23 protein-coding genes are annotated in these 19,979 nt (G+C 44.7%); 12 read left to right on the forward strand and 11 right to left on the reverse strand.

The window, feature by feature from the left end:
• Positions 1–245: 245 nt before the first annotated feature.
• Positions 246–917: a winged helix-turn-helix domain-containing protein gene (locus QMA41_RS13190; protein WP_019274411.1), complete on the forward strand. Its 672-nt coding sequence runs from the start codon at positions 246–248 to the stop codon at positions 915–917.
• A complete protein-coding gene (locus QMA41_RS13195) occupies positions 910–1,368 on the forward strand; it encodes a hypothetical protein (RefSeq protein ID WP_019274412.1) in 459 nt (152 codons plus the stop codon). The genes QMA41_RS13190 and QMA41_RS13195 overlap by 8 nt, the downstream gene beginning before the upstream one ends.
• Positions 1,369–1,484: 116 nt before the next feature.
• Here QMA41_RS13195 and QMA41_RS13200 read toward each other — a convergent pair whose 3' ends face one another.
• Entirely contained in the window at positions 1,485–1,823 is a 339-nt protein-coding gene (locus tag QMA41_RS13200) for a hypothetical protein (protein WP_019274413.1), read from the reverse strand.
• A 168-nt stretch (positions 1,824–1,991) separates the two neighbouring features.
• Between QMA41_RS13200 and QMA41_RS13205 the strand changes: the two genes are divergently transcribed.
• Positions 1,992–2,906, forward strand: a complete 915-nt coding sequence (locus QMA41_RS13205; protein WP_281629895.1) for a substrate-binding domain-containing protein — start codon at positions 1,992–1,994, stop codon at positions 2,904–2,906.
• Between the two features lie 63 nt (positions 2,907–2,969).
• On the opposite strand, the gene QMA41_RS13210 is transcribed toward QMA41_RS13205, so the two are convergent.
• A complete protein-coding gene (locus tag QMA41_RS13210) occupies positions 2,970–3,881 on the reverse strand; it encodes a 2-dehydropantoate 2-reductase N-terminal domain-containing protein (RefSeq protein WP_281629896.1) in 912 nt (303 codons plus the stop codon).
• Positions 3,882–4,168: 287 nt separating this feature from the next.
• Between QMA41_RS13210 and QMA41_RS13215 the strand changes: the two genes are divergently transcribed.
• The gene (locus QMA41_RS13215) at positions 4,169–4,633 is read left to right on the forward strand and encodes a hypothetical protein (protein ID WP_045985856.1); all 465 of its coding nucleotides are present in this window, start codon (positions 4,169–4,171) and stop codon (positions 4,631–4,633) included.
• A gap of 60 nt (positions 4,634–4,693) precedes the next feature.
• Here QMA41_RS13215 and yiaY read toward each other — a convergent pair whose 3' ends face one another.
• From yiaY to QMA41_RS13235, 4 genes are all read right to left on the reverse strand, one after another.
• Positions 4,694–5,842, reverse strand: a complete 1,149-nt coding sequence (yiaY, locus tag QMA41_RS13220) for an L-threonine dehydrogenase (RefSeq protein ID WP_281629897.1) — start codon at positions 5,840–5,842, stop codon at positions 4,694–4,696.
• A gap of 298 nt (positions 5,843–6,140) precedes the next feature.
• Positions 6,141–6,791, reverse strand: a complete 651-nt coding sequence (elbB, locus tag QMA41_RS13225; protein WP_281629898.1) for an isoprenoid biosynthesis glyoxalase ElbB — start codon at positions 6,789–6,791, stop codon at positions 6,141–6,143.
• 70 nt (positions 6,792–6,861) lie between these two features.
• Positions 6,862–6,999, reverse strand: coding sequence for a hypothetical protein (locus QMA41_RS13230; RefSeq protein ID WP_019274419.1), 138 nt, complete (start codon positions 6,997–6,999; stop codon positions 6,862–6,864).
• A gap of 147 nt (positions 7,000–7,146) precedes the next feature.
• Positions 7,147–8,073 (reverse strand): LysR family transcriptional regulator, encoded by a 927-nt coding sequence (locus QMA41_RS13235; RefSeq protein ID WP_281629961.1) that lies wholly within the window; start codon positions 8,071–8,073, stop codon positions 7,147–7,149.
• A gap of 95 nt (positions 8,074–8,168) precedes the next feature.
• On the opposite strand from QMA41_RS13235, the gene yjjG reads away from it, so the two are divergent.
• Together yjjG and QMA41_RS13245 are read left to right on the forward strand one after the other, a co-directional pair.
• Positions 8,169–8,843, forward strand: coding sequence for a pyrimidine 5'-nucleotidase (yjjG, locus tag QMA41_RS13240; protein ID WP_281629899.1), 675 nt, complete (start codon positions 8,169–8,171; stop codon positions 8,841–8,843).
• Positions 8,844–8,915: 72 nt separating this feature from the next.
• A complete protein-coding gene (locus QMA41_RS13245) occupies positions 8,916–9,137 on the forward strand; it encodes a cold shock domain-containing protein (protein ID WP_281629900.1) in 222 nt (73 codons plus the stop codon).
• Here the strand turns inward: QMA41_RS13245 and QMA41_RS13250 are convergent.
• A complete protein-coding gene (locus QMA41_RS13250; protein ID WP_281629901.1) occupies positions 9,134–9,820 on the reverse strand; it encodes a YafY family protein in 687 nt (228 codons plus the stop codon). The genes QMA41_RS13245 and QMA41_RS13250 overlap by 4 nt on opposite strands.
• 65 nt (positions 9,821–9,885) lie before the next feature.
• Positions 9,886–10,206, reverse strand: coding sequence for a hypothetical protein (locus QMA41_RS13255; protein ID WP_019274424.1), 321 nt, complete (start codon positions 10,204–10,206; stop codon positions 9,886–9,888).
• A 236-nt stretch (positions 10,207–10,442) separates the two neighbouring features.
• On the opposite strand from QMA41_RS13255, the gene QMA41_RS13260 reads away from it, so the two are divergent.
• Positions 10,443–11,045 (forward strand): DUF1294 domain-containing protein, encoded by a 603-nt coding sequence (locus QMA41_RS13260; protein WP_019274425.1) that lies wholly within the window; start codon positions 10,443–10,445, stop codon positions 11,043–11,045.
• Between the two features lie 57 nt (positions 11,046–11,102).
• Here the strand turns inward: QMA41_RS13260 and phnX are convergent, their stop codons facing one another.
• Genes phnX through phnW form a run of 3 tightly spaced genes read right to left on the reverse strand, consistent with a single transcriptional unit; the run spans position 11,103 to position 14,441 of the window.
• Entirely contained in the window at positions 11,103–11,924 is an 822-nt protein-coding gene (gene phnX / locus QMA41_RS13265; RefSeq protein ID WP_281629902.1) for a phosphonoacetaldehyde hydrolase, read from the reverse strand.
• A 16-nt stretch (positions 11,925–11,940) separates the two neighbouring features.
• Positions 11,941–13,323, reverse strand: a complete 1,383-nt coding sequence (locus tag QMA41_RS13270; protein ID WP_281629903.1) for an aspartate aminotransferase family protein — start codon at positions 13,321–13,323, stop codon at positions 11,941–11,943.
• Between the two features lie 2 nt (positions 13,324–13,325).
• Positions 13,326–14,441 carry a 2-aminoethylphosphonate--pyruvate transaminase gene (gene phnW / locus QMA41_RS13275; RefSeq protein WP_281629904.1) on the reverse strand — a complete coding sequence of 372 codons (1,116 nt, stop codon included), beginning with the start codon at positions 14,439–14,441 and terminating at the stop codon, positions 13,326–13,328.
• A 300-nt stretch (positions 14,442–14,741) separates the two neighbouring features.
• On the opposite strand from phnW, the gene QMA41_RS13280 reads away from it, so the two are divergent.
• The 5 genes from QMA41_RS13280 to phnR all read left to right on the forward strand — a co-directional run bounded on the left by QMA41_RS13280 (position 14,742) and on the right by phnR (position 19,976).
• Entirely contained in the window at positions 14,742–15,752 is a 1,011-nt protein-coding gene (locus QMA41_RS13280; protein ID WP_095561547.1) for a putative 2-aminoethylphosphonate ABC transporter substrate-binding protein, read from the forward strand.
• A gap of 124 nt (positions 15,753–15,876) precedes the next feature.
• The gene (locus QMA41_RS13285) at positions 15,877–16,284 is read left to right on the forward strand and encodes a GNAT family N-acetyltransferase (RefSeq protein WP_281629905.1); all 408 of its coding nucleotides are present in this window, start codon (positions 15,877–15,879) and stop codon (positions 16,282–16,284) included.
• Positions 16,285–16,411: 127 nt separating this feature from the next.
• Entirely contained in the window at positions 16,412–17,524 is a 1,113-nt protein-coding gene (locus tag QMA41_RS13290; protein WP_198562337.1) for a putative 2-aminoethylphosphonate ABC transporter ATP-binding protein, read from the forward strand.
• 10 nt (positions 17,525–17,534) lie between these two features.
• Positions 17,535–19,262 (forward strand): putative 2-aminoethylphosphonate ABC transporter permease subunit, encoded by a 1,728-nt coding sequence (locus QMA41_RS13295; protein ID WP_281629906.1) that lies wholly within the window; start codon positions 17,535–17,537, stop codon positions 19,260–19,262.
• Positions 19,263–19,271: 9 nt separating this feature from the next.
• On the forward strand, positions 19,272–19,976 hold the full coding sequence (phnR, locus tag QMA41_RS13300; RefSeq protein ID WP_006960763.1) for a phosphonate utilization transcriptional regulator PhnR: 705 nt from the start codon (positions 19,272–19,274) through the stop codon (positions 19,974–19,976).
• The last annotated feature ends 3 nt before the right edge of the window (positions 19,977–19,979 follow it).

Here is a 19,979-nt window from a genome sequence, read left to right on the forward strand (position 1 = left end):
ATTAGATTATTAACCATCGGTTTTTGCTCACGCTTTTAGTATTCTGTACAGTTGCTGTACTCATTGTTGTTATTGCCATGCTGTCGGCATCAATAAATGTTTAAAGTGAAGAAAAGGTCATAAAAACTCCGTTTTTATCCCTAACTTATGTGTAGAAAGAGGCATAAATATAAAGTGCCCATTATCGAAATTCTAAACTGATTTCGAAATTATAAATAAATACAGAAATAAAATTGGCAAGGATAATGATTACAATTAATGGATCTTTCGAGGTTGATCTTGAAAAAGGAATCGTAAAAAACACAGAAACAAATTACATCGTTAGCTTAGGAGTAAATGAAATTGAATTACTAAACTACTTTATAGATAACTCTAATACTTTACTGTCCAAGAAGGACTTGTTGGACCATGTATGGACGCGTAAAGGTGTGTTTGTCGAAGAAAGTAGTTTAATGAATGCGCTGTCTTATTGTAGGAAAGCGTTTGACGATAAATATGGTAAGGTCATTAAAACTGAGCGTGGTAAAGGCTATCGATTTGTTGGCGAAATTGATAGTGCCCAGCCTCAGCAAGTCATTGAGCATGAATGCTTGAAACCTATAGAGAAAGATACGAGCAGCTTTGTAGGTAAACTGAACGTTCGGTGGACCATATTTTATATCGCTCTCTCAGGTGTATGCTTCTCAGCGGGTATGTACGCCAGTGCAGCTTTCAAAGGGTTCAAAGGGCCAGATACCGCAAAAGATTACTCGTATCGGATATATGATTCGTGTGCGTACATCTCTAAATCTAGCGGCAACAGGAAAGACTTTGGTCGTTCTGCGGTGATAACAAATGATGGTATCTCTATCATCATAAATGAAGAGCTGGAATCACTGAGTTTTCCATCGAATATTGCTGAGGTGATCTGTGAATAAGGCGGTGCTCGCGTTGGTTTCAGCGCTGCCATTCATCACAGGCTGGTATTATCACTCAGAAAGTTACGGGCGTTTATCTGGTGTTTACTATTCAGATACTGAGTCTCATGTAGCGACCAAGAGTAAAACAGAAGATTTGATGCTGAGGCTGCGAACTGAGTTAGAGTTAAACTCGAATAGTATGTATGAGCTCAATCTGTATACAAGAAAGAAAAGTGGCTCTTTTACAAAAGGAGTCTACGTATATGACAATTATCGTTTATCGCTTTATGAACAAGAGCATGTTTCGTTTCAGCCGTCGGATCGAGACATTCCATTTAGTGAAAAAGTGGTCATTGGTCCAGGTACAATGGGCAGAGAAAATATGACTGTCGTTCCAATAGAACGAGCCAACAATGGTTTTATATTGTTCACAGAAAGAGCAGCGTATCTATACCACAAAGTCGACTAAAGGCTCAGGCTCTGGGTAATATGCCCAGAGCAGGCTGCTCACAATAAAAATCCCTTCTTCTGTAAACCTAATCTCACGAACGAATCACAACCTTTAATACCGTGTTGGATTCGCTGCTAGAACTCTTTAGTTCTTTTCATGTATTTGTTTTTTAGACCGATGATGATCCTGTCGACAAAGAACGCAATCGGCATAACAAATGCTAAGAAGGCGATCCCACGAGTTGACGGCGATAAATGATGCTGGGCGAGGATCAGAGCCAGTAAAACGATAGAGCCCAAAAAGGATATGACTACCATAAAGCGATATTCGTTTTCTCTGCTAAACAGCAGAAGCAAGCCCAAGCACAGTGGACTGAAAAGGATAGCTGCGGTTATCACTAGCTCTCGAATCTCGGGAACAAATAAAGACACTCCTGCGTATATTGCCACCAAGTACAACACCCAAAAAATCATGACTACTCCTTATCTTAGATTGGGTGGATATTGTTTTAGTTTTAAACAGTTAAGACAATTTACATAAGATTAATTAAGTTTAAATGTCTTGATTAAACTTGAGTTTGTTGAACAGGTTGAAGAGCTTGATATGTTCTTGATATAAGTCATTAAATTAAATGGAAGAAAATGAAGCTACTCAAGTTATCTGCCTTGCTTGCACCTATGTTACAACTGAGTAATATCGCCTATGCAAGTGATACCAAAGACATCCTTCTTTATACCCCTTGGATTGAAGAGCCCGGTACCAGAATCATGGTCGACAAGCTTAAGGAGGTGTCATGGGATAATCACTGGAACGTCAATCTTGTCTCGGATCCTGTTGAACTTGGTGAAAGTCTTTATGCTAAGTCGAAACCATCGGCCATTGTCGTTAACGCAGACCCAAGCTCAATCGAAGAATATTTAATGATAGCGAAAGAGCAAGGCGTTCCTGTCGTTGGTATGGACTCTGCTCAATCAAGGTATTTTGTCGCTAACATTACCAGTGACAATACCGCGATGGCTCGTGAAACGGCGGCCTACCTAGCGAAAGATATGAATTTTCAAGGAGAGGTAGTGATGGTGAGCTATCGAGCCTACCCACCTGTTTACGAGCGCGAATTAGCAGCCAAGCAAGAGTTTGAAAACCATCATCAAATTCGAGTACACAGCACTATAGAGCCAGATGTTGCTAAATCTGATTATCAAGCTTTCAAACAGAAACTGGCGAAAGTTCTAACCGCTGATAGTGAAGGAAAAATCCGAGGGGTTTGGTCGGCGTGGGATAGACCAGCATTGGTTGCTGCCAAAGCGATAGACGAATTAGGATATTCCGGTCGCATCAAAGTGGTGGGAATAGACGGAACAGCCCCTGCATTGGAAGCGCTGCAATCGTCTAACTCGTTCATTGCCACATCTGCCCAAGACTTAGAAGGTATTGCTCAGCAAGTGGCTCAGACTGTTTTTCAGGCAATGGATGAAGAAACTATCGAGCAACAACGTATAGAACTGCCAGCGCAGTTGCGTACTAAGTTGGATTTGCTTGAAGATCTCAGCATCTAGAGACCTTTTCAAAATGATCACTGTAAGCGCTACGCACCTATTGCGATAGCGCTTCACGTTATTCTACTTGCTCAGCAAGTTCTCCAGCGTGTGACAAACTTGATTACCACGAGTGAACGAGACGTGGTGAAGGGCGGCTAAGCTTCGCGTAGCTTGGAAAATGGCTTCAAACTCAACTTGTTTTCCACTGTCGAAATCTTCTTTCATGCTGAAATAGGCATCCTTGTAGCTGGGAGAATCCAGCAAAGAGATCAGCTCAGAAATAGTGAGTTTGGGGTGCGGAATAGACAAAGCATCAAACAGAACCAAGAACTCTTGTTCAATTTCTAGCATTAATTCGCGACACTTGGCGTTATAGGCTAGGCCATACATGTCTGAATCAAAGATAAACGACGCAGCGTTAGCAGCGAAGCTAATCATAAGTTTTGGCAGCCTCGCATGGTAAGTGCTTGTTTCGCGTTTTACCTCATCAAAGGCGTGACTCAATATTGAGTCTAGATACGGGTTAGCTTGGCCTTGGTGAACGGCGTAAACACAGTCCAGTAACTGATTGTGCAAAGTGACCTGATAAGGGGCGGTGGTGTAACTGGCTTTTAAATGAGTGATTGCGCTGATGATAGCGTTACTCGAATCGAGTGCTTGAGCGAGTTTTTCATCTTCCCCAGTGCCATTTTGGAGTAAAACGATCGTTTTGTTTGTCCAGGCTTTGGCTTGCTCGAATAAGGCCCTGTTATCGTGCGCCTTGGTTGTGATAAACACGACATCACCTGTCACCTGTTCTAACCCGTAGCTGGTGGCGTGTGCTTGACCGATTAGTGGCTCTTCGGTTTCCGGATAGGTGAGTAACACCTGTTCGTCTTGCCTGATGGAACTCTTTCTATAGATCCATTGGATTTGAATATCGGGAAAAGAAGACAGTCGAGCGGCGAGAAATCCTCCAAGACTGCCTAAACCAACAATACTTACTTTCATCATTCCACACTCCTTGCTTGAATCGATAGCAGCATTCTACATTGCTTAAGAGTCTTTGCTAACAGCTTGGTTTTAATAAAATAAATATCAATAACCACATGAAATGATTACGTTCTTGGATGTTTTGCTCTCTTATATATTTGGCGTATTTTTCGATCAAATATTTGGGGTTGCTTTTATGAGATCTTAACTCGTTAATGAAGGCAATTTAACGTCTGATTGACAAATGTTAATAGGTGTTTCTTAAACTTGTGCGCCGCTGAATTTTAACAACACAATTAGGGTACGTAATGCTAGCTCGCTATTTACTCATAGTAATCGCCTCAATAAGCCCTTTATCTGCTTACGCTGCAGATAATGGTGATGACATTGGCCTGGGAGATATTAAAAACAGCATCGAAAAGTCTCAAGATACGATGCACTATGTTCGAACAATGGACGGCTCGGTTTATGTTCCAGAACCAAAGCAAAATCGCGATAAACCTGCACACAGCTACTTCAGTTTAGAATCTTACGACATTTATAGCAGTCAAGGTGGCAAGCGCATGGTACAAGCGATGGTGACGAACAACTCTGGTGGCGGGATCACTTTAAAGCCTAAGCAAATCAAAGCGTATTTTGGTAACGAGCACTATGTGTCGCCAACGCGTATCGATCAAGATGGTAGTTTTGCACAAGGCGAGACCAAGTCGGTGACCTTGTATTTTGGTGAAACTGACGCCTCAATACTGGGACTTCTCACCCGCGCATATTGAATTTTTCGATGACTAAAAAAGCCTCCCGAAGGAGGCTTGAGTTAGGAAAAGAAAACGGTATTACATGGCGGCTTCGAAGATTGATGAGATTTCTTCGTGTGTCGCCTGTTTCGGGTTAGTGAAGCCACACGCGTCTTTTAGCGCATTGTCTGCAAGCGTTGGGATGTCTTCAGATTTCGCACCCAGTTCCTTGATGCCTGCTGGAATGCCCACATCTTTCGCAAGCGCTACGATCGCATTGATTGCCGCTTCAGCGCCTTGTTCTGCAGTCATGCCCTCAACGTCAATACCCATTGCTTTAGCAACATCACGTAAGCGCTCAGGACACACTTGTGCGTTGTAGCGCTGTACATGTGGTAGAAGAATCGCATTACATACACCGTGTGGCAGATCGTAAAAGCCTCCTAACTGGTGAGCCATCGCGTGAACATAGCCTAGAGACGCGTTATTGAACGCCATACCTGCCATAAATTGCGCGTACGCCATTTGTTCGCGAGCTTCAATGTCTTCACCGTTTTCGACAGCGGTGCGCAGATGAGCCTGAATAAGCTCAATAGCTTTGATGGCGACGGCGTCAGTGATTGGTGTTGCAGCGATAGAAACATACGCTTCAATAGCATGTGTTAGAGCATCCATACCTGTTGCTGCTGTCAATGAAGCGGGTTTTGCCAGCATCAGCTCTGGATCATTCACTGAAATCAGTGGAGTGGTGTGCTTGTCCACAATGGCCATCTTAATGTGGCGCTCTTCGTCAGTAATGATACAGAAGCGAGTCATTTCAGACGCAGTACCGGCAGTTGTGTTGATGGCAATGAGTGGCAGCATTGGTTTTGCAGATTGATCAACACCTTCATAGTCACCGATCTTGCCACCGTTTGAAGCCACTAATGCAATACCTTTAGCGCAATCGTGCGGTGAACCACCACCTAGAGAGATAACGAAATCGCAGTCATTATCTGTCAGTAAAGCCAGGCCGTCATTTACATTGCTGATGGTTGGATTAGGCTGAGTCCCGTCAAAAACTACAGTTTGGACATCACGTTCTGTCAGCAGATCTTGAACCTGTTTTACTACACCGATTTGGTTAAGAATCTTGTCTGTAACGATCAAACCTTTTTTGAAGCCCTGAGACTGCACGCTGTCTGCTGCGTCCTTTAAACAGCCAGCACCCATTAAGTTTACAGTAGGGATAAAAAATGCACTTGTCATCGACTTGCTCCGAATATATTTAGAATAAAAACTGCAGATAGATTGGCATATCCAAGGTCGTAGCAATTTTGATCTCAAACAATTTGCCTACCCAAAAGTGGTAGGTATGCTCTGGATTTGTGAGCTTGGTCAGATGAGTATTCCGATAATGATAAAAATGTTAAATATTAGTGGGTTACCGCAACCGTTTGTTCAACAGGAACCGTGATTGTCGTAATGTTCTTCAGCGATGACTTTGTATGAAAAATGAAAAAAAGCCCTCTGATTGGGCAGAGGGCTGTAGTGTTGAATGGAGAAATTAAGCAATTTCTACAAGTTTGCTTACTAGCTTTTCGATGCCACTGGCTGCCTGAGAAATATTGCCCGCTAACATATATGCAGGTGTTGAAAGCACTTTGTGTTCTTTATCGAAGACGATATCGTCCACCTCGCAAGTAATATGTTCGCCTCCCAATTCATTGAATGCAGAAGCAGTGGCGTCATCATTGCCGATTGTCCCTTTGACGCCATTGTCGTAAATCATCGGAATGATAGCTGGTGCAATGCACAGATAGCCGGCTGGCTTTCTGGCTTGAGCGAAAGCTCGACAAGCAGAAGCGACGTGAGTATTGATGCTGCATTCCGCTCCGTTGACTGCAAAATCAGTCAGGTTTTTTGCCGCCCCAAACCCACCAGGCAGAAGGAGTGCGTCAAATTCTTCAGCATTGAGTTTCGCCACATCTTCAATGTTGCCCCGTGCTATACGAGCAGCTTCAGTCAAGACATTGCGTGTCTCCGCCATTTCTTCCCCAGTAATATGGTTTATCACATGAAGCTGCTCGATGTTTGGCGCGAAGCAATGCCAGCTTGCTCCTTGTTTTTCGATGGCATGTAGCGCAAGCACGGATTCATGAATTTCAGCGCCATCAAATACGCCTGAGCCGCTGAGGATAACTGCAATTTTTTTCATTATTTGTTTCCTTATCGAACTGACGCCAATAGGTTAGATGAAAATATGCTACTTGGACCGGAAGTGGGTCTCATTCTTTCTCTTCCGATTCGCTGCATTCGTCAAAGTCATCACTGGGTTCAATATCTGTATCGTCTTGTTCTGGTTGAGAATAATGTTTTACCACGAATGGGGTGAGCATCACACTGGAAGGAAAAAATCGTTTCATAAAGACCTCGGATACAACGGAACAGTGAGTCGCTCAATTGTGTGCCTGTATGGTGTTCTCGCCTTTGTTTTAGGTCATGAAATCGAGTTAGAGTCGAGTAATTCACAGCTATATGAGGACAGAGTCACATCTTGAGTGACTCATTGTTCAAGGTTTATGCGCTGGTGGAGTCAAATCCCAATAGGGGACATCTGACCCAAATTTCTCGGCGATAAAATCCACAAACACGCGGACTTTTAGTGGTAGGTGCTTTCTTTCTGGAAAAACAGCATAAACAGAGTGAGAAGGGAGTGTGTATGCCGTCATAATGGGTTTGAGCTTACCAGCGGCAATATCTTTTGCCACGATGAATGTGGGCAATTGACCAACCCCCAAGCCTTCCAACAGAGCTCTGCGGATTGCTTCACTGTTGTTTACGACCAGTTTACCTTTAGGCACCACACTAACTGGTCCTGTAGGGCTTTCAAAAGTCCATTCGCTACCGCCACGAAAATAGGCGTAACGTAAACAATTGTGAAGGCTTAGATCGCTGGGTTTTTCTGGCTCTCCATGCTCGTCTAAGTAAGATTGAGAGGCGCACAGAATACTGCGACAAGTGGCTAGCCTCTTAGCAACCAAGTTAGAAAGCGGTAGATGACCAATGCGAATGCCTAAATCAAATCCGTCTTGAATCAAATCGACCATTTGATCTTCCAGTTGCAGGTCGATTTCTAAGTCTGGGTATAAAGCCAGAAATTCGGCAACTAAAGGAGCGACATGTAAAACACCGAATGACATTGGTGCCGTAATCTTGAGCTTACCCCTTGGCTTTCCTTGCAGTTCAGTAACGGCATCAATGCCTTGTTGTGCAAGGCTAAGTGATTGGGCGACATAATCGTAATAGCGTTGTCCGGCTTCGGTGAGGCTTAATTTGCGAGTGGTACGATTAAGCAGGCGAATACCCAACTCATCTTCCAGCTGGTTAATGCGCTTACTGACCGCGGACTTGGTGATATGGAGCTTTTCAGCGGCAGTGGAGAAGCTACCACTTTCCACTACAGCGACAAAAACAGGTATTGATGAATAGGCTTGCATTGGTTGAGTAATAGTAAACAATCAGTTTCTTGATTAGTAGATTATCATCTTGTGGAAAACAATCTACACTAGCGACGAAAATTGAGGAGAGAAAAATGAAATACGATTGGATCTTATTCGATGCTGACGAAACCCTGTTCCATTTTGATGCCTTTAAAGGGATGCAGCTGATGTTCTCTCGCAAAGGGATTGAATTTACCCAAGAAGACTACAACCATTACCAAACGGTCAATAAACCTCTTTGGGTGGATTATCAGAATGGCACTATCACTGCACATGAATTAAAGCACACCCGATTTAAAACTTGGGCTGAGAAGCTGGAAACAACGACCTCTGAACTGAACAGCGCTTTTCTTGATGCAATGGCCGATATTTGTACCTTGCTACCCGGAGCGAAAGAGCTCATGGAGGCTTTGCAAGGCAAAGCCAAGTTAGGGATCATTACCAATGGCTTTACTGAACTTCAGGCGATTCGATTAGAACGAACAGGAATGACAGATTACTTCGAGCACGTGATTATTTCTGAAGAAGTCGGTATCGCTAAGCCAGATGTGGGGATTTTTTCTCACGCATTGGAAAAGATGGGCAACCCTTGTAAGAGTAAAGTGTTGATGGTGGGTGATAACCCTCATTCTGACATCTTAGGTGGAATTAACTTTGGGATTGAGACCTGCTGGTTAAATACAACTCAAGAAGATGAAGTGGAAGGGATTGAACCAAACTACATAGTCGAATCGCTACTTGAACTGAAGAGTATTCTACGCGCTTAATTACTGTGTGATCCATTATTCCCTGCAGTGAGTATTTATTGTCAATATAGACAAAAGATGTACGGAAAGATTATGCAGGGAACAATCGTTGAGTATGATGCCAAACATGGCTACGGTTTAATATCTATTAAGAAAAACTCACACCAGAAGGTTTTCTTTCATTTCAGAGATATGAGCAGGGAGGAAGGGCCGCCGTACATTATGGAATATGTTGAGTTCGACGTGGTAAATGACATGAACGGTTGTATGATGGCGGTCAACATTTCCCCGCTCATCTTAAGAGTTGCCTGCTAGTCCTTTGGTGAGTAAAGCGTAATAAAGTGCTCTAGAGACTTAGTTTTATTGGTCTCAAACTGCTGGTCTAGGATGCTTAGCTTTTCAATCCGATCCAATCTGAAGTGACGATAATCGTCTCTTAGTTCGCACCATGCGACTAGCGTCCAGACTTTTCCCCAAAACATTTGCCCGAGAGGTTGCAGAGTACGCTGCGTTCTAGACCCATTTTCTGCGACGTAATCAATCTCTATTTTCAACTTTGCATCAATTGCATGTCTGAGCATTTGCCCGTGGCGAGCCGATTCGGTCTGAGTATAAAAGTCAGGCACCAGTATCGGAAAGCTCTCAACCTGTTGTTTGAGTTTGTCTGGCAATACGGAGAGGATTTTGTTTGATGCGCTGATGGAAGCATCTGCTAGATCACTGTCTGACCAAGCTCGAACCATCCTCATTCCGAGTTCCAGTGCCATCATTTCTCGTTCTGAGAACATCAATGGTGGCAAATGCGCGCCCGCCTGTAAGATGTAACCAACGCCTGCTTCGCCCTGAATTGGAACCCCGGAATTCATGAGTGATTGAATATCTCGGTAGATAGTTCGTTCGCTCACTTCCATAGTTTGGGCTAGCTCAGAAGCTGTGACTGCATAACGTTTTGAGCGTAGCAAAGTCAGCAGCTCAAACAGTCGTTCAGATTTACTCATCTTGTTCCTTTCTCCTTACAGGAGGGCACATTATGCACCCTCCTTAAGCTAGCGTTAAGTCAATCCTACTGATACTTAGCGGCCAGATCGCTCATACGTAGAACTTGATGTTGCATGTTGACCGATTCAGAATCAATCAATGCCATTAACGGCTGACACTCAGCACAGTTTACAAACTGTTCGCCTGCCGACTTAGCGTCTTCCATTGAGTCCCAGTAGACCACATCGGTCCATGTATCGTTTTCTGCATCATGGCTTAAAGAACGATATTGGAAGCCTTTTAATGTCGCAACGAATTTCTGGCTTTGATTGGCGGCTACGATAAAGTCTTCAGATGTTGTTCCTGCCAGTAGCTTAAAGCTAACCATTTCAATTACGTTTTCCATTGTAATACTCCTTTTCTGTTGGTGTTGAGTTCGAAACTGAGTTTATGGCAGGGGAGTGTCAGAACCTGTCAGTATTGATTCTTGATCTGAATATTAAATGAGTGAGGCATTATTGAATGTTTTATTAGGCGACTTGTTGATTATGCAACTAAACTGGAACTAAGAAGTAAAACGAGAATACGTTGTGTTTGGCTAAGGAATCTTAGGCAGGGAGCCTGAGAGAGTGAGGGACCATAATGGCGATTCAAGGAACCATTAGTGAGTGGCACGATACTAAGGGCTACGGGTATATTTCGGTTGATGATCAGGAAGCACAAATCAAGTTTCATCTTTGTGACCTAGAAGCATACGGTCATCCCCCAAGAATCAGTGAGCGAGTTCAGTTTCGATTGGCGAAAGATGCCCAAGGTGGTATCCGTGCTGTCAATGTCGAAAGGCAAGTTGTGTTTAATTTCTCTTTGTCTATTGCTATTTGGTTTTTTACCACGCTAGTAGCAAGTGTGTTTCTTCTTGATTATCCACCGCTGTCGTTTGTTCTTTATATTGCGTTAAGCACGATTGCTTATATGGTTTATGCACTGGATAAACACGCACTTCACACTGGCGGGTGGCGTGTTCCTTCGTTGACTTTTCACGTTTTGAATATTGTCGGAGGCTGGCCGGGAGCTTTGCTTGCTCAATCTGTGTTGCACCATAAGTACAATGACATTGGCTTTAAGAGTTTATTCTGGCTAACGCTGTTTGCCAATTTTGCCCTGTTCTGCTGGACACTCACTGAGGAAGGCACTGTGGTAATGGTAGAGTTCCTTGTGGAAATGCAACGCCTGTTGTCTTTTTAAAAACAAAAGCCAGTAGCAAAGGGCTACTGGCTTTTCTACTATGAACGAACTGCTGGGTTAAGGACGCTCACCCGCTTCCAGACGGCGTTCAATATCTTTAACCACGTCAGGTAGCTCAGAGATTGTGTCAATCAAGTAATGTGGCGCGCTCTTCATCAGTTTTACTTTCGCTTTTTCTCGAGCAGCATTCAATGTTGCTTCATCAGCTTTCTGATATTCTTCATACGTTAAACCTGCTTCATTGCCAGACAGCAGCAAACCTACCGTCCACATACCTGCATTGTGTCCTTCGTCGATGCCCGGTGCCGCGTCATCCACTTTAATGCATGACTTTACATCCGTTACGTTCAGCTCGATGACGTTTTTTAGTGCCATATAAGGTGCAGGGCGGCCTCCTTGAGGAAGGTCGTCTGTCGCAACAACATAATCAGGTTTATAACCATAGTCAGCAGCGACAGGGATTAACACATCCATGACTTCACGAGGGTAACCAGAGCAAGAACCAATCTTGATGCCTTGAGCTTTTAAATCATCGACGACTTCAATCGCATTCAGGATAGGTTCTGCGTGGTCAGCGACTTTTGCTTTTTGCAGAGGCATAAAGGCTGCGTAAATGCGGTCAATGTCATCGCTATTCATGGAACGACCAAACTGCTCATTCCAACGTTTATCTACAGCAGGAAGGCGACCTACCGCCTGAATATGGTCCCATTTGCCAAGCCCCATTGGCTCGCGCGCTTCTGCTAAGTTGATATCAAAGTCAAAACCTTGTTTGAATGCTTCAACAAAGATGCTGGTTGGTGCGAATGAACCAAAATCTACAATGGTGCCAGCCCAGTCAAAGATGACAGCCTGAATCGGTGAGTGAGAGTGAGTCATAATTGATATCCTGTTATCAGTAGTTGTGTTCATTACATACATTGGCAATCGCTTCTTCAAAGATAGCCAGCGCTTCGGTAAGTTGTTGACGTGAAATAATTAATGGTGGGCTGAGCTGAATAACATTGCCTTGAGAAACTTTAAAGCTCAGGCCATTATTCAGACATTGATAAAGCACGGCTTCCGCTTCATCAAACGCTCTTTGTTTGGTTTGCCTGTCTGTCACGAGTTCTACGCCCCAAAGTAAACCGATGCCGCGAACGTCTCCGATTACTGGGTATTTCCCTTTCATTTCCAGCAATTTTCCACGTACAAATTCGCTATCGTCTTTTACTTTTTCCAGTAAACCTTCTTGCTCAATGGCTTCCATAGTTGCGAGTGCAGCGGCGCAACCTATTGGGCTCTTCTCATGGGTGTAATGCCCCATAGAAATCTGCTCTGCAGTGTTGTATTTGTCTTTGGTGACCATCGCTGCAATGGGAACTAATCCACCACCAAAACCTTTACCAATACACAATATGTCAGGCTCGATGTCATAGGCTTGATACGTGAACCATTCTCCGCTGCGCCCCATGCCGTTCGGAATGTCGTCAATAATGAGCATGACATTGTGCTTATCGCATATCTCACGAATACGTTTCCAGTAGGCTTTGCTTGGCACCTGAACATCGGTATTGCGCACAGCTTCGGCAATAAAAGCGCCAATGCCACCTTCTTTTTCAATCACATATTCCAGATAGTCGGCATAGTGAACATCGCTACCATCAGAAGAGGCATTCTGGAAAGCACCGCGGTAGGATACAGCTGGAGGAATACGTTCTACTCCTGCCATTAAAGGGCCCATACCTTCACGGAAACAGGCTTCACCGCCGACAGAGATCGCGTCCAGAGAGGCACCGTGAAAAGAGTCCCACAAAGAGACCACTTTAAAGTTGCCAGTGACATGACGAGCTAACTTGAGTGCCATGCCTATTGCCGATGTGCCGCCCGGGGCGAACAAGACTCTGTTGAGCTCTCCACCACAGATCTGCGTGAGTTTTTCAGCACATTGAATCGCGGTTTCATTGGTGAAGCGGCGAGGCGAAAATGGCAGATTCACAATCTGTTCGGTGACACGCTTAATCACATGTGGATGACCGTAGCCGAGCTGGTGAACGTTGTTGCCATGAAAATCCATGTACTTTTTGCCTGTGGCATCTTGAATATAGATTCCTTCGGCTGCTTCAAGTGCGTCCAGGCACGGCGTAGACATGGCCTGATGCAGAAAGACGTCGCTATCGCGTTGTAGCAGTTCTTGCGTTCGTTCGTCGTTTAAGGATGCGTTCCAAGCCTGTCGAGCAGGCGTGGTATTGACGTCTCCTTCACTGCGAAAGTGGGTTAGTTTTATCGACTGAGTCATGATTAAGCTACCGTTTGCGCTTGTTTCCAGTACATGGCGTTCTTGATTGCACCGATCAAGCGCTCAATATCCTGCGGGTATACTTCGCCAATATTGCCAATTCGGAAGCAATCTGCGTTAGATACTTTGCCCGGATAGATGACAAACCCTTGCTCTTTCAGGCGGTCATAAAACGCCTTAAATTGATAGTCCGGATGAGTCGGGGAGTAGAAAGAAGTAATAATTGGCGAGTGAAGCTCATCGCTTAACAATGGTTCGAAGCCTAATGAACGCATGCCTGAGACTAAAGTTGTCTGGTTGGTCTTATAACGAGTGTGACGTGCCTGAACCCCGCCTTCCTGTTCAAGTTCTAATAGAGCTTGGTAGAAAGCGCGTACAGTGTGCGTTGGAGACGTGAAACGCCATTTGCCATGGTTCACTTCCATACACTTCCACTGATCGTACAAATCTAGGCTCAATGAACGGGCTTGCCCTTGGCATCTTTCCAGTTCGCTTTGCTTTGCTATGACAAAACCAAACCCTGGTACACCTTGAATACATTTGTTGGCAGAGCTGATCATAAAGTCGACGCCCATTTTGCCAATGTCCATTGGAATACCGCCAAAGCTAGACATCGCATCTAGGATGACAACTTTACCGTGTTGTTTTGCCAATTGAGTAATAGCCTCAATTGGATTCAGCATGCCAGTTGTTGTTTCGCAATGCACAACGGCAACATGAGTAATACTTGGATCCGTTGCCAATGCAGTTTCCACCTCGTTCAAGTGTGGCTGTGATGTTTCGCCCGGGGAAACTACATGGCAAGGGATATTCAGGTATTGTGCGATTTGTGCAATTCGAGCGCCGTAGGCACCGTTGTCAACAACGAGGAGTTTGCCCTCTTTTGCTATCGCACTGCCAATGGTGGCTTCAACTGACGCTGTGCCACTGCCTTGCATAAGCACACTCGTATAGCCTTGGTGTTGAGTTGCCAGCTTTGTCAGCTTAGTACGAATCACTTCTACGATGTCTTTGTTGTATTCATCATCCCAAGTACACCAGTCTTTTAACATAGCTTCACGGACCGTTTCTGATGTTGAAAGTGGCCCAGGAGTTAGCAGTAAGTATTCGTTTTTCATCCCAATATCCATGATTGTTGTGTTTTGGTATACACCAGAATTTGAGCTCACTCTAACAGGGCAGAAAACGATGAGTAAATAGACAAAAACTGAAATTCATAAAACTTTAACATCGCATTGTTGTGGGATTCTGACTTGGTCAAATTTTTGGATAGGTTTCTAAAAAGTGCCATTTTTTATTCATAGAATCGTCACAAAGCCATTTTAGGGTGTATATCGTCAACTGGTACAGACCAATCGATTTTTGCAAAGAGGATGCAATGTCAACCGGTCTCAAATAAATAGTCTTAATTGGAGAAAATGATGAAAAACCGTTTGATGAAAGGATCGCTGGCTGCGCTTGTCTCTCTGCTAGCAACGAATGCAATGGCGTCTCAGGAAGTGACGGTTTACACCGCTTTCGAAACAGACATTCTTGCAAAGTACAAGTCTGCGTTTGAGAAAGAAAACCCAGACATCAAGATCAAGTGGGTTCGCGATTCTACAGGTATTATGACTGCTAAGTTGCTGGCAGAAAAAAACAACCCACGTGCAGAAGTTGTATGGGGTCTGGCAGGTTCTTCAATGGCATTATTGAAAGACCAAGGTTTGCTTAAGCCATACACGCCTAATGGTGTAGAGTCCCTACATGCGAACCTTAACGACCCGCAATCGAATCAAGCTTGGTTTGGTAATGATGCATTTTTCAACGCAGTTTGTTTCAATGAAGCGGTGGCGAAACAGTTGAACCTACCTAAACCTACGTCGTGGGAAGACCTGACAGATCCGGTTTACAAAGGTCATATTGCTATGCCAAACCCTGCGTCTTCAGGTACAGGTTACATGCAGGTTTCTGCATGGCTACAAAACATGGGTGAAGACAAAGGTTGGAACTACATGAAGGCGCTGGATAAAAACATCGCACATTATACGCACTCAGGTTCTAAGCCATGTGTACAAGCGGGTATGGGCGAAGTAGCGATTGGTATTTCTATGGCTAGCCGTGGTGCTAAGCTGAAGACTCAGGGCGCCCCTTTGGCTGTGATCACACCTAAGGGCATTGGCTGGGAGTCAGAAGCAGTAGGCTTGGTCAAAGAGTCTGAAGCAGCAAAACGTGTTGTTGATTGGTCTATTTCTAAAGCAGCGAACGAGCTGTATGTAGAAATGTATCCGGTTGTTGCTCATAAAGATGTCAAAGCGACCGTCTCTAACTTCCCTAATGTACAAGAGAACATGGCAGAGATGGACTTTGCTCAAATGGGTAGTAAGCGAGCAGACATTCTTGCAACTTGGTCTGCGAAATTTGATGCTAAATCAGAGCCAAAATCATAAGGTCTAGATAACCTTACTGGTTTTTTACGACTGAGTATTTGAGGGAGAGCATAGGCTCTCCCTTTTGCATTTTGGCTTCATCACAGGCAAATTTGTTGAAAGGTTATTCGAGGTAGAAGAAGTCATGGACGTTAGAAAAATATCAGCAGAAGAAACGCTTGCTTTACGGCATCGGGTACTCTGGCCAGAAAAGAGTATCGATTTTTGCCGTGTAGAAGAAGATGACGTGGGTTTACATTTTGGTGCGTTTGTCGACGGTGAGTTAGTCTGTGTCGCTTCTGTATTTGTCTCTGACAATGTCGCTCGATTGAGAAAGTTTGCTACCTCTCCGGAGTATCAAGGGCAGGGAATAGGTTCAAGCGTACTCAAGGCTATAATTAGTGAATTGCAAAATACTGGCGTTATCATTTTTTGGTGTGATGCTCGCGAAAGTGCATTAACGCTGTATAAAAGATTTGGTATGACAGAACAGGGTGAGCGCTTTTACAAAGGGGATATCCCATATTATAAAATGTCTGTCGCTTGGGATTAGTCCGAGTCGGTCCTTGTGGCTAAATCATCCTGCCTTTCATGCTTTTGTCATCTTTGGTCTATAAATTTGTAATGCGTCTGAAATAAACCAGATTTAGAGTTGGTATATACCATTTGGAGAGTGTGTTATGCCAACTAACCAACCTTATCTACAGATTGAAAACGTTGTGAAGCAATTCGGACAATTCACAGCGCTTAAAAATATCTCACTTGCCATTGAAAAAGGCGAGTTTGTTTGTTTCCTTGGGCCATCTGGCTGCGGTAAAACGACGCTACTGAGAGCCATTGCTGGGCTCGATCTTCCAACTTCAGGTTCAATTTCTCAACACGGTGAAGAGACGACTTTCCTACCACCTGAAAAGCGCGATTTTGGCATTGTATTCCAATCGTATGCTTTGTTTCCCAATCTGACTGTGCAGGAAAATATTGCTATTGGCCTGAAGAACCAAGGCATGTCGAATCAAGAAGCACTGGAAAAAGTCGATTACTGGCTGGAGATGATTGGACTTCCTACATCCGGACAAAAGTATCCAAATCAGTTATCTGGTGGTCAGCAACAGCGTGTTGCACTTGCTCGCGCATTAGCGCTCTCGCCAGGGTTATTACTCCTTGACGAGCCTCTATCTGCGCTGGATGCCAAAGTACGCGTTCACTTGCGTGATGAGATTTGTAAACTACAACGTAAGTTGGGTATCACCACCATTATGGTGACTCATGATCAGGATGAAGCGCTGTCGATGGCAGATCGCATTGTGGTCATGAACCACGGTGTTATTGAGCAAGTTGGCACACCGCAGGAAATATACCAACAGCCTGCTACTCGATTTGTGGCGGAATTTGTCGGCAGCATGAATTTTATTGGTGCTTCGGTCGCAACTGACAGTCAGCTACGCATTGCGGAGTCCCTCATTCAAGCCCCGGTGTTGGAAAACCGAAATCTGGTCCGTGGTGATCGTTTTGACTTAGCAATCCGTCCAGAGAACATTCGCTTTTCTGAAGAAGTAAAGGATGCGTTGCCAGTCCGTATTCGTACCTATGAGTTTTTAGGGTCGTTCTGCCGGTATGAGTGTGAGTTGCAGCACGATAAACTCGTAGCTCCTATCTTTGTTGACGTTTCCGGTGAACAAGCACAGAACATGAAGCTGCGTGTTGGCGACATTCGCTACATTCAGTTTGCTGAGCGCGGAGCCAGAGCATACCCAGTGTTGAGCGCAAGTGGCGACAAAGCGATTGCGGCTTAGGATGAATGCAATGGACAGTAATACAATGAATAATTCGAGGCTGATTGCTCTGAAGAATCACTCTACCAGCCACTTAAAACGTATCAGCCGCGATAACATCGTCTTGTTTGGCTTACTTGCGCTTCTATTTTCGTTGCTGGTGATTTTTATCGTCATGCCACTATGGGCGATGTTGGCGAAAAGCGTGCAGGGTACGGAAGGTGAATTTGTTGGTTTAGCCAACTTTGCCAGCTACTTTTCACAGGCGAGCTTATGGCAATCTCTCGGTAATACATTGACGGTTGGCCTGTTGGTAACCGCTGTGGTTGGTGTATTGGCGTTTGGCTATGCTTACGCACTGACTCGCTCTTGTATGCCAATGAAGGGCTTGTTTCATGTCTTGGGCGCTGCGCCTATTCTTGCACCTTCGCTGCTACCAGCAATTAGCCTGATTTTTTTGTTTGGTAATCAGGGTATAGCGAAAGAAGTGCTGGGTGGCCATTCGGTGTATGGTCTAATTGGTATTTCGTTAGGCTTGATCTTCTGGACCTTCCCCCATGCGTTGATGATATTGACTACCTCTCTTCGCACATCTGACGCGCGTTTGTATGAAGCCGCTCGCGCGTTGAAAACATCTCCACTGAAAACGTTCTTTATGGTGACTTTACCCGCAGCGAAATACGGATTGATCAGCACGCTGATCGTTGTCTTCACTTTAGTTGTGTGTGATTTTGGTGTGCCAAAAGTCATCGGTGGAAGCTATAACGTTCTTGCTACGGATATCTTTAAGCAGGTTGTCGGGCAGCAAAACTTCTCTATGGGTGCAGTGACCAGTATTCTGTTGTTGATTCCCGCGTTGTTAGCATTCGTGGCAGACCGTTGGGTGCAGAAAAAACAAAAGAGCTTGTTTGATACGCGCTCCGTACCTTATCAACCTGAACCGAACAAAGTTCGAGATGGCGCTTGCTTCCTGTATTGTTCATTGATCTCATTAGCGGTCATTACGGTATTGGGCATGGCGGTTTATGGTTCCTTGGTGACCTTCTGGCCTTGGAATAAAGCACTAACGCTGAATAACTATAACTTCGCCGAGATGAGTACTTATGGTTGGCAACCGTACTTCAACTCATTATCGCTGGCGACATGGACTGCCATTATTGGTACCGCATTGATTTTTGTCGGAGCATATTGCATCGAGAAAGGACGCGCCTTTGCTCCTGTAAGGCAGGCAATGCAAATGCTGAGTGTGGTACCCATGGCCGTGCCGGGCATGGTGTTAGGCTTGGGCTATATTTTCTACTTTAACGATGCCAATAACCCGCTGAGCTTCCTCTATGGCACGATGGCCTTTCTGGTAATCAATACAGTGGTTCACTATTACACTGTCGGTCATATGACAGCCGTGACGGCGCTGAAGCAGATCCCAGCAGAAATCGAGGCAACAGCAGCTTCCGTCAAGTTGCCTCAATATAAGCTGTTCTTTAAAGTGACTTTGCCCGTCTGTGTCCCTGCGACATTGGATATCGCTACGTATCTGTTTATTAATGCATTAACCACCACTTCTGCGGTAGTATTCATCTATTCAACTGAAACCATTCCGGCTTCTGTTTCTGTATTGAATATGGACGATGCAGGTCAGACGGGCGCTGCAGCAGCGATGGCGGTGATGATCATGATTTCAGCTGCGGTCGCAAAGCTAGTGCACATGACGCTAGGGAAATGGTTGGAAAACAGAACGCAAGCGTGGCGTAAAAGGTAAGGACAACGGGTGCAGTACGTAAAAATTAAAGATTCTATTGTCGAGCAGATTGAATCCGGTTTACTTTCACCGCGGCAAAAATTGCCAGCGGAGCGTAAACTGTCAGAATCGTTTGATACCACTCGTGTGACATTACGTGAAGCCTTGTCATTGCTGGAAGCGGAAGGTCGTATCTATCGCGAAGACCGCCGTGGTTGGTTCATTTCTCCAGAGCCTTTGAAGTATGACCCTACGCAGACGTTGAATTTTACCAATATGGCGCTGGCGCAAAACCGTTCCCCACAGACTGAACTGATTGCGGCAAAGGGCATTCTTGCCAATAAGCAGGCTGCTAGCCTTCTTGGGCTTCAACCATTCTCCGATGTGTATAAGGTGGATAGGGTGAGGTATCTGGAAGATCGCCCTGTGGTGTTTGTCACTAACTATATTCGCCCTGAGCTGTTTCCTAATCTTTTGGACTTCGATTTATCTAAATCGCTCACCGATATCTATCGTGACCATTTCGGTATGGTCTATCAGAAAATTCGATATCGCATCAGTACCAGTAGTTTGCTCGGAGACACCGCTCAGGCGTTAAGAGCCACGTCTGGCACTCCAGCTATGGTCGTCGAGCGTATTAACTACAACCAGCATGGTGAGCTTATCGATTGTGATATCGAGTATTGGCGCCACGATGCAATCAGCATCGAATCTATCGCTGTACTAAACCACTAATCT

This window comes from Vibrio sp. St2 (genome assembly GCF_947311885.1).
GTDB lineage: Bacteria > Pseudomonadota > Gammaproteobacteria > Enterobacterales > Vibrionaceae > Vibrio > Vibrio coralliilyticus.